The sequence below is a fragment of the Paraburkholderia sp. BGA-UO-ETr-F12 genome, assembly GCF_059567945.1.
The window spans coordinates 1-8,388 of record NZ_JCAQOZ010000049.1 but is presented as its reverse complement, the minus strand read 5'-3'; the positions used below and the strand labels follow the sequence as shown (position 1 = coordinate 8,388).

Annotated in this window: 6 protein-coding genes and 1 pseudogene; all 7 read left to right on the top strand. The window is 53.4% G+C overall.

Features of this window, described 5'->3' with window-relative positions:
• The coding region (locus AC57B6_RS21900) for a DUF2345 domain-containing protein (RefSeq protein ID WP_496422096.1) at positions 1 to 1,742 on the top strand (1,742 nt) is incomplete at its 5' end.
• A gap of 12 nt (positions 1,743 to 1,754) precedes the next feature.
• A complete protein-coding gene (locus AC57B6_RS21895; protein WP_496422095.1) occupies positions 1,755 to 2,687 on the top strand; it encodes a DUF4123 domain-containing protein in 933 nt (310 codons plus the stop codon).
• The gene (locus AC57B6_RS21890; RefSeq protein ID WP_496422094.1) at positions 2,642 to 3,322 is read left to right on the top strand and encodes a DUF3304 domain-containing protein; all 681 of its coding nucleotides are present in this window, start codon (positions 2,642 to 2,644) and stop codon (positions 3,320 to 3,322) included. The genes AC57B6_RS21895 and AC57B6_RS21890 overlap by 46 nt, the downstream gene beginning before the upstream one ends.
• Positions 3,323 to 3,324: 2 nt before the next feature.
• Positions 3,325 to 5,289: a phospholipase effector Tle1 domain-containing protein gene (locus AC57B6_RS21885; RefSeq protein ID WP_454804821.1), complete on the top strand. Its 1,965-nt coding sequence runs from the start codon at positions 3,325 to 3,327 to the stop codon at positions 5,287 to 5,289.
• A gap of 901 nt (positions 5,290 to 6,190) precedes the next feature.
• A complete protein-coding gene (locus AC57B6_RS21880; protein ID WP_454804823.1) occupies positions 6,191 to 7,084 on the top strand; it encodes a tetratricopeptide repeat protein in 894 nt (297 codons plus the stop codon).
• Between the two features lie 96 nt (positions 7,085 to 7,180).
• Positions 7,181 to 7,741, top strand: a pseudogene (locus tag AC57B6_RS21875) (hypothetical protein).
• Positions 7,741 to 8,193, top strand: coding sequence for a hypothetical protein (locus AC57B6_RS21870; protein WP_496422093.1), 453 nt, complete (start codon positions 7,741 to 7,743; stop codon positions 8,191 to 8,193). Before AC57B6_RS21875 ends, AC57B6_RS21870 begins: the two are co-directional and overlap by 1 nt.
• The last annotated feature ends 195 nt before the right edge of the window (positions 8,194 to 8,388 follow it).

The window sequence follows — 8,388 nt, the reverse complement described above, 5'->3', positions numbered from 1 at the left end:
AGGTGTACGAGTACACGGGCGCCTACACGTACGGCCAGCAGGACCGCGGCGATCAGCTGTCGAAGATCCGCATGGAAGAGTGGGAGTCCCGTGCGAAGCGTTTCCACGGTGTGGGCGCGGTACGTCGCATCGATACGGGGCGCTGGTTCGAACTGCAGGATCATCCGGACCACAGCACGGGCAGCGAGCAGGAGCGGCAGTTTGCCGTCATCGGCATTGAGTGGGTGATCGAGAACAACCTGCCGGTGTCGAACGGCACGACAGACTTCCCGCACAGCCTGAAGCAGACGATTACTGGGGCCCGGGCACTGCACGCGGGCGATCCGACGCTGCTCATCAAGGCAGCAGATGGCAGCGAAGGCTTCTTCATGGCTGCCGTCGAAGCCCAGCGCAGAACAGTCCCGTTCCGCAGCCCGTTCGAACACAGCAAGCCGACGATGCACATGCAGACGGCCATCGTGGTCGGCCCGGCGAATGAAGAAGTCTTTACGGACGAACTGAACCGTATCAAGGTCCGCATGCACTGGGATCGTCTCAACGATGGAGACGAGAACGCGTCGTGCTGGATGCGCGTGGCCCAGTCAGATACCGGCGGCAGCTATGGCGCGGTGCATGTGCCTCGTGTCGGCGAAGAGGTCATCGTGTCGTTCCTCGACGGCGACTGCGACAAGCCGCTCGTCACCGGCCGCGTCTACAACGGCGCAAAGACTCCCGAATGGCATTCGAACGGCATCCTTTCAGGCTACAAGTCCAAAGAATACCAAGGCAGCGGATATAACCAGATGGTGATGGACGATGCCACTGGCCAGAACCGCGTGCAGCTCTACAGCACGAGCGCGAACTCTCAGCTTCATCTCGGCTATCTGATCGCGCAGACCGGCAACTCGCGTGGCGCCTACCTTGGTAGCGGCTTCGACCTGAAGTCCGATGCGTACGGCGCCGTGAGAGCAGGTCAAGGCTTGTACGTATCGACGCACCCAACGGCCAGCCCATCAAGCCAGCCCCTCGACGTACGTGAAGCAAACAGCCAACTCGTCAATTCAGAAAGTGTGATCGATGCACTCTCCCAGGCGAGCGAAACCCACCAGGCCGAAAGCCTGAAAGACGGCTACGACTCGCTCAAGTCCTTTACCGACGCCACGCAAAACAGTGTCTCGGGCGCGGCAAGTAACGGCGGCAACACAGCGGGCGGCGGTACCGGCAACGCAAACGCGTTCAAAGAACCGATCATGCTCTTTGCGACGCCGGCGGGCATCGCGATATCGACGCAGAAGTCAACACATGTCTCGGCTGACGAGCATATCAATTTGATCAGCGGCCAAAGTGCTCATTTCGCAACGGGTGCTTCGCTCATTGCCAGCGTCAAAGAGAAGATTAGCCTGTTCGCACAGAATACTGGCATTAAGCTCTTTGCCGCGAAGGGCAAAGTCGAAATCCAATCGCATGCCGATAACGTCGAATTGACAGCGCAAAAGACGCTGAAAATACTCTCAGCGACTGAAGATATTCAAGTGGCGGCGAAACAGGAGATACTGCTGACCTCAGGAGGCGGCTACATTCGACTCAAGGATGGCAATATCGAAATACACGCTCCCGGAAAAATCGACATGAAGGGAAGCCAGCATTCGTTTTCTGGCCCGATTAGACGTGAGTATCCGTTGCCTCATCTGCCGGAAGGCGTGTGCCCGGAATGCCGCCTCCATTCCGCACAGCTCAAAGCGGCTTTGACACCACGCGCTTAAGGAGCCTGCGAAATGAACACGCCTAACATTGCTTCGCAACAGTTCGACGAAATTTGCGAATGGTACAGGTCGATCCAGCCCGAATCGGAACAGGCATACCACCTCTATGCGATTGTTGATGGCGTGCTCGATCAAAACCTGTTATTCGACGCCCAGCAAAAGAACGTGCCATGGCGAGGGCTATACCCCGACAGCATGCTGGAGTCGAACAATCCTGCGACAGCCCCATTTCTACTCGCGCTGACACCTGACAAGGTTGAGCAAGCCTCACTGATGCAGACTCTGCTTCAGCGTGGACGAGACGTCGACCTTGTTTTATGGGTCGCGTCCAGGCAACCTCTGCCTGTGCTTGCCGCGCATCTTCATAGCTACGCGGAAGTCGTGCTGCCGGACCGAACCGCAGCGCTGCTGCGGCACTACGATCCGTCCATTCTTGAGGTGCTTGTGCGTATGTTTACGCTAGAGCAGCGCGAGCATTTTCTCTCACCGATCTTCGAGTACCGGTACTGGCGCGAGGGATGGCAGACGGTTGCGGGCACGGATAATGAAAAGGTCCGGCCGCCGCTTGAGCAATACATCACTCTCAACGGAGAGCAGTATGCTTTGCTTTCCAACGAGAGCTTCGCTGAGATGCTTTATCACCAGATTCGAGAAGAATTGCTTCCACCTATGTCGCAAGTCAATGGCCGTGTATGCATCCAACTAATTCGCCAATTGCTCGCTCGTGCGGTCGACCGCTATCAAATAAAAAATCAGAACGATTTGGCCTATTTTTCCTTGGTTGGACTTAACGTCAATCCGAAGTTTGATGAGCACCCAAAGGTCGCGGAGGCTCTACTATCCGAGGGCGAAATCAACGAACCGACATCCAGCAGGCTGGCTCAGATCGATGCAGCGGTGTGGTCGCAGTTGCTTCAGGCGCGCGCGGACTCGACGCCTTTGTAGAAAGCGCAACAATTCGTGAATTGCGTAATGTCATCCGTGACGGTCCTCGCATCGGCTGTCAACAGCCATCCGATATGCACCAACCAACTGTTCGAAAATTTCTCCCGATGACCATCCCCAATTACGCCGCTCCAAACTTGCCCTATCCTCCGGCCGCGGGTGCAGGCTTTTATGCGCGCGCTGTACCCCGTCTGTTTCTGCTGGTCTTTCTCACCTTGACGACGTTGTGGAGCGCAGCGTGCTCTTCCAGTGAGGGTAGTACTTACGGACCGTACAACGTGATCGGCTACAACTATACGGATCGAAGTATTTTTAGCTTTTGGGTAAACGGCTTCTGGGGAGCGAACTCTACGGCTCATCAAGCCGCGGGAGGAGGAAAGATCACTTGCTGCCTGAATCTTTCAAGCACTTCAAAAACAATGCATATCAAAGTCAAGTACGAACTGACACGAGAACAATTCGACAAGGATTTGCCGAACGACGTCTTTGAGACAGACATTCCCGTTCCTTCTCTGCCAAACAAGCACGACGGATTCCTGGAATTCCACTTTCTGCCGAATCAGCGGATTGAGGCAAAGTGGGTCGACTTTCCCACAAAACCCAACATCCCTAATACAAACGGCAGCGGAGGCTAGTTATGTGGAAAGCAGCAAAGACAGCGGTTGACGCAAGCGCCAGTGCTGCTGACACCCCGACTGCGGACGCTCGCGTGAAACGTGCGCAAAGTGCCAGCGAATCATTTCCATCGACGCCGCCCGACGGCTGTTACCGCTGCAATCAGGAAATCTACATAACGTTTTTTTTCGACGGATTCGCACAGTCTTCGGAAGACCAGGATAACCGTTCCAATATCGTGCGCCTGTTTATGGCGCATCGCGACACCGACCCTGATAAAGGTATCTATCCGCTGTATTACGAAGGCATGGGGACAAAACTTTCGGAGGAGACGAAAGGTATCGGCGCAGCGCTCGCGAAGAACGGATTTGCGCAAGCAAAGAGCGTCACGGTAAGCAAGCTCGTTACGGGTCCATCGAAGGACGCGGCGAAGGGGGCGGCAAAAGAGGCAGCTAAAGAAGCATGGAGCGAGCGTCGCTTTCCTGACGTTGGCAAGAAGGTCAAATCCTCGATGCTTGAGGCGTTTAGCCCGAAGAAGATCTTTGAAGAGTTGAAGAAGCCTGCGACAGCCATCCCCCTGATCGTGTCGTCGGGGATCTCGGCGGTTGCCGACTCTGTGCCATTGATCCGCGACAGCGAAATCGCCGCCGGTTACATGGGAACTGGCTTTAACGCCCGAGTCGAAAGGGCGCTCGCAAACTTCACAACTGTCGTCGCGCAGGCGAAGACCGATCCACGCACGTTGAAAAGAATTCGAGTTTCCGTCTTCGGCTATGACCGAGGCGGCGTTACGGCGCGAAAATTTGCTAACGACCTGATCAGTAAAACCTGCAAACGAGAAAATGGAACGGTGACCTACCAAGGCACCGAGGTCCAGTTCGACTTCATGGGGCTTTTCGACTGCGTTTCCAGCGCGTATGCAGACTCCATCTTCTCCAAGGTTCTTTCCCCAGTCTTGAGTTTTGTGCCAGGCGAAGGCTGGATCGCAAAGGTTGCAAGCAAGACGCTCGGGGTGGTTGTCGGTCTGGCTAAACAGTCTCTGGGACAATACGATACGCCCGGGGAGTTCAAGAAGGTGTTGCACTATGTCGCGGCGACCGAGTTGCGTTTCTATAAGGACCTCGATTCGCCCCGAGGGTCGGCGAACATTGCCAATCTGACAGAGGTGGTCTATCCGGGCAGTCAGTCCGATGTCGGCGGCGGCTACAAGGAGGGCGAGGACGAGAAGTCTGCTGAACTGGCGCGCGTCTCGGCTCGGAATATGTTGGAGCAAGCGTGGTCGTATGGCGTTCCGCTTCGCCGACCTGATGATTTAATCCAAAATGAAGCCTTCACGATCTGGCGTGAATTCGAGTTCAAAAAAACGATCCTCGTCAATGGAAAATCTCTCACCGTCAATGATTTGTTCGCCGCCTATGCCGCGCATCTTGGCGGAAGCACATCGACCCTCGAAAACCATCTTTTGGCCCATCAGAAGCTATTCATATCATGGGCCCGCTACGTACATGATCGAACTCACGGGGTGAGTCAAGGCGATTACCTGTTCGTCAACACTGTCGATGCCAACGTGTACAACGCCATCTTTGACGGTGAGACACCGAACTACGAAACTAGAGCGGCCTACTACGAACGAATTTCGCAAGGAGGCGCTGCCGTTAACTCGCCATGGAACATCTCTCGAACCGTAAGTGACATTAGCGACACTACGGTCAGAGAGCTAGCCACGGCTTGGGTCAAGCCGGAAAAGCTGTCGCCGGAAGTCGTCGCGTTTTTTGACCATTTTGTTCACAACACGATTACGCGACTGAATAATGTTTCGCTAGGAGATGGTGTGTTCATGCAATTGCGAACAATCGACGACCGGGGTGTGATCAGTCGAACAATCGAAAAAGGAACGAATGCTGCTTCCGAGAGCGCGAAAAAACTTGGCAGCGCGCTTAGTGATGCAGCCAAAAACACTCCGCCTGACTACCTGCAGTTTTATTAATCTTGTTTTGTCGAAAATGCTCCAGTCTTGTTTTGGGGCCTGCTGACGGGACGGCGTTTTACCAGCGTCCCGCTGCGAAGTGGAGCTTGCCTAACTTGGTCGTCGTGGACATTGAGCGGGACGGCTTTGAAAAGACAAGGTTGGAGCAATGTGATTAGTGGACAACCAAGCCCGGAAAGATTTCCGATCACGGCCGTGCTGCAAAAAAAGCATGTACGCTGTTGAGTGGTGGCGTGAATCCTTGTGTCGATGGGTGGCATGAAACGCTTGCTGCAACAAACGAATGGTCTCAATGAAAAGATATCGCGTATTTATACTTGTTATTATGATTGATCTCGTTCGCTCTGTTTTTGCCGAGCAGGTCCAATTAATTTCTGCAAAATTCGTCGGGTGCCGACTTTCAGGGATATTTCCATCAAATTACTGCATACAACCCTAATAGAAATGGAAAAAATATCTCCTTCGTCAGGAGAAATGATATAAGTAATGCTTTTGGCGACGGCTACGATGGCGTCATGGATGGGAAAAAAGTTACTTTTCCGTACACTAACGCGCAACTTGTTCGTCGCCGTCTTTCAGAGTTTGGCCTTTGACGGGACAGGCGAATCAATTCGAATTAGGAAGCCAGCGGAGCGGCTTAGCGGTCGTCTCCGGCCTCGTCGGAGATGTCTTTAACCCATACCCGTATCAGGTGCTGAGTGCATGCTCGATTCGACTGAGCAAAAGAAACGATGCTTGGCATCGATGGCGCCGACGGGGTGCAAATCCGCTAAGGGGGCAGGAAAGCCATCTGCAAATGCGGGGGTGCGCCGACTGGAAATTTCCACTGGGCAGGAATGGATGGCGAGTACGCTCCCTACATCTGATAATTCTCTCTGGCGCTTAGATTGCGGTGGATCCAATGCTTGAACGCATCGGTTGGCTGGGCCTCCTGACACACGCGACCTTCGGGGCGTGTGTTTTTTTGACAGCGCCCGCATTTGCCTCTTCGATAGAAGTTGTCGTTGCATCAAGTGACGCTGGAAAAGGGACTGCTGGTCTCTTTTCCTATTCAGTCGATTCAGAGGGAATGGATATTCTCTATCATGATTCCGCGTCAAATATAGAACGCAAATATCATCAAGCCAAATTTGATGAATGCAGCTCGATGGCTCTCTATCCGCTATCCGCAAAAGGGCAAATTGCAATTGACGGCTCGTGTTCGAGTCGCGGAGGCCAGGTTTTCACCCATATTTATGAATGGAATAAAAAAATTGGAGACTGGTGCCTTATCCGGGAGATTACTGGAGAAAAACCGGATATTCCCTCGGGTGACCTGTTCGGCTCTCGTCAGGTTGCAAGAGTGGTCGGATGCCCAAGAATTGGAAACGACGGACCGTATCAGTATGAAGAAAAATCTGGGATAAAAAATGACGTCGCGGGTGAAGTTCAAATGTTTAAGAATGCGCAACGTGACAAATCGACCCTGAAGCAGTACATAGTGAATATGCCATTTTACGTTCCGCTTGAACTCGCCAACAACCTGGGTGCAGTCAGCGTTCAGGACGCAAATGATATTGCTTTTTACTTGATTGAGAATCGCCGTTCTGACGATTCGGCGCCGCTTTTGCAACATATTGTTGAAAAGTATCCTGACCGGGTAGTTGCAAAGCTTAATCTTGCTGACGCATATTGGCAGGACAAACTGATTCCCCAGGCAAAAGAAATGTATCAGCAATATGCAAAGCAAATGGGAGAGCAGGGGAAATCTGCGCGCATTCCAGAGCGCGTCTCGAGTCGTATAAATCAGCAGTAGCCAGCGATGTAGCCACATCCCTTGACCATCTGATGGTCCGCTAGCCGGCACCGATACGACGATCAAAGCGTTGGACGATTTACGAGCAAAGATCCGATTGGGCTGCTGGGCGGCGGAAATGTCCACCAGTACGCGCCGAATCCGACTGGCTGGATCGATCCGTTGGGGCTCAAGAAGAAAGCGCAAACTCCAAACAAGGATTGTTGCCAGAAAGATCCTTGCGCAGGGAAAAACCCTGCTGCACAGGCAAAAACATGGCAAGGTTCGGCCCCGTACTATGGGGTCGACTCGTACCAGAACACCGTACTGGAACGAGGTACTGTGCTTTATACGCTTTACCCGTATGCCACTCCTGAAAAAATCGCGACAGCATTGTCTAGAAATTATTTTTCGGATGCTCGCACGGTCTTGGGAAGCAGTGGCTGAGCTCGGGAATACAACGACTTGACTCAAGTTGCACATTCTGAGAATTGGCCGAGCGGTCGGGCGATGAGATCTCAATTGCGGGCCTTTGTGGTGACCAAAGACATCTGTGTCGCTAAAGGCAAGGCATTGGCGAATACAAACCTTGGTAAAAGCGGTGGTACTCAATACTTCGTTTCGGATCAGGATAAGGGTAGCCTTGTTGGCGGGAATATATTGAAATTCGGGAGTTAATGATGTCGGGCACCTTCAATTTTTCGACCGGTGAACTGGATGTGGGCACGGGGCTCGTACTCGCGCCGGGCCCCACGACCGTGCCGGACTTGATCGCAGCAGGATGGAAGGCGCTGGACGCTCGCAACGGGTGGGAGTCGTTCAGCGTTGACGAGATAGTGATTTGGCGGCACTCGTTTGCAGTGTCGGCCCGCTTTCATGAAGGGAAATTCGTCGCGATCGACTGCCTTTGGAATGACGGATGCATTCGCAAACAGGACTGGTCGGCGACGAATGACGACCTCGTTCGTGAAAAAAAGACGTTAGCGAAACTCATCATGACAGAAGCGCAAACAACGCGCGTCGCGACTTCGCAAGGCGTCGATTCGTTTGTATTCAGCTGGGGGACGATATCGGTACGCGCCGATCCGCAGTCAATGATGGTCATGCTCACTATCGCCTATACCGAGTAGCCACGGAAACCTGATTGCGCGACCTAGCAGCCGTCCAACGCACGTTAACCTTGAGTAAGTACGTCAAGCCCCAGAGGCATCATGAAACGATATCTGATTTTGAACGGCGACAAGACGACAGCTAACGGCGTCGTTCAGGCCGTCGCTACCTCCATTCAATTGAGCGATAAAGACGTCGCCCACGAAGGAGATCCA

Excerpts from the sequence above, each read along its gene's own strand:
- AC57B6_RS21895 (WP_496422095.1), top strand. The coding sequence starts at position 1,755 with ATGAACACGCCTAACATTGCTTCGCAACAGTTCGACGAAATTTGCGAA.
- AC57B6_RS21885 (WP_454804821.1), top strand. The coding sequence starts at position 3,325 with ATGTGGAAAGCAGCAAAGACAGCGGTTGACGCAAGCGCCAGTGCTGCT.
- AC57B6_RS21880 (WP_454804823.1), top strand. The coding sequence starts at position 6,191 with ATGCTTGAACGCATCGGTTGGCTGGGCCTCCTGACACACGCGACCTTC.
- AC57B6_RS21870 (WP_496422093.1), top strand. The coding sequence starts at position 7,741 with ATGATGTCGGGCACCTTCAATTTTTCGACCGGTGAACTGGATGTGGGC.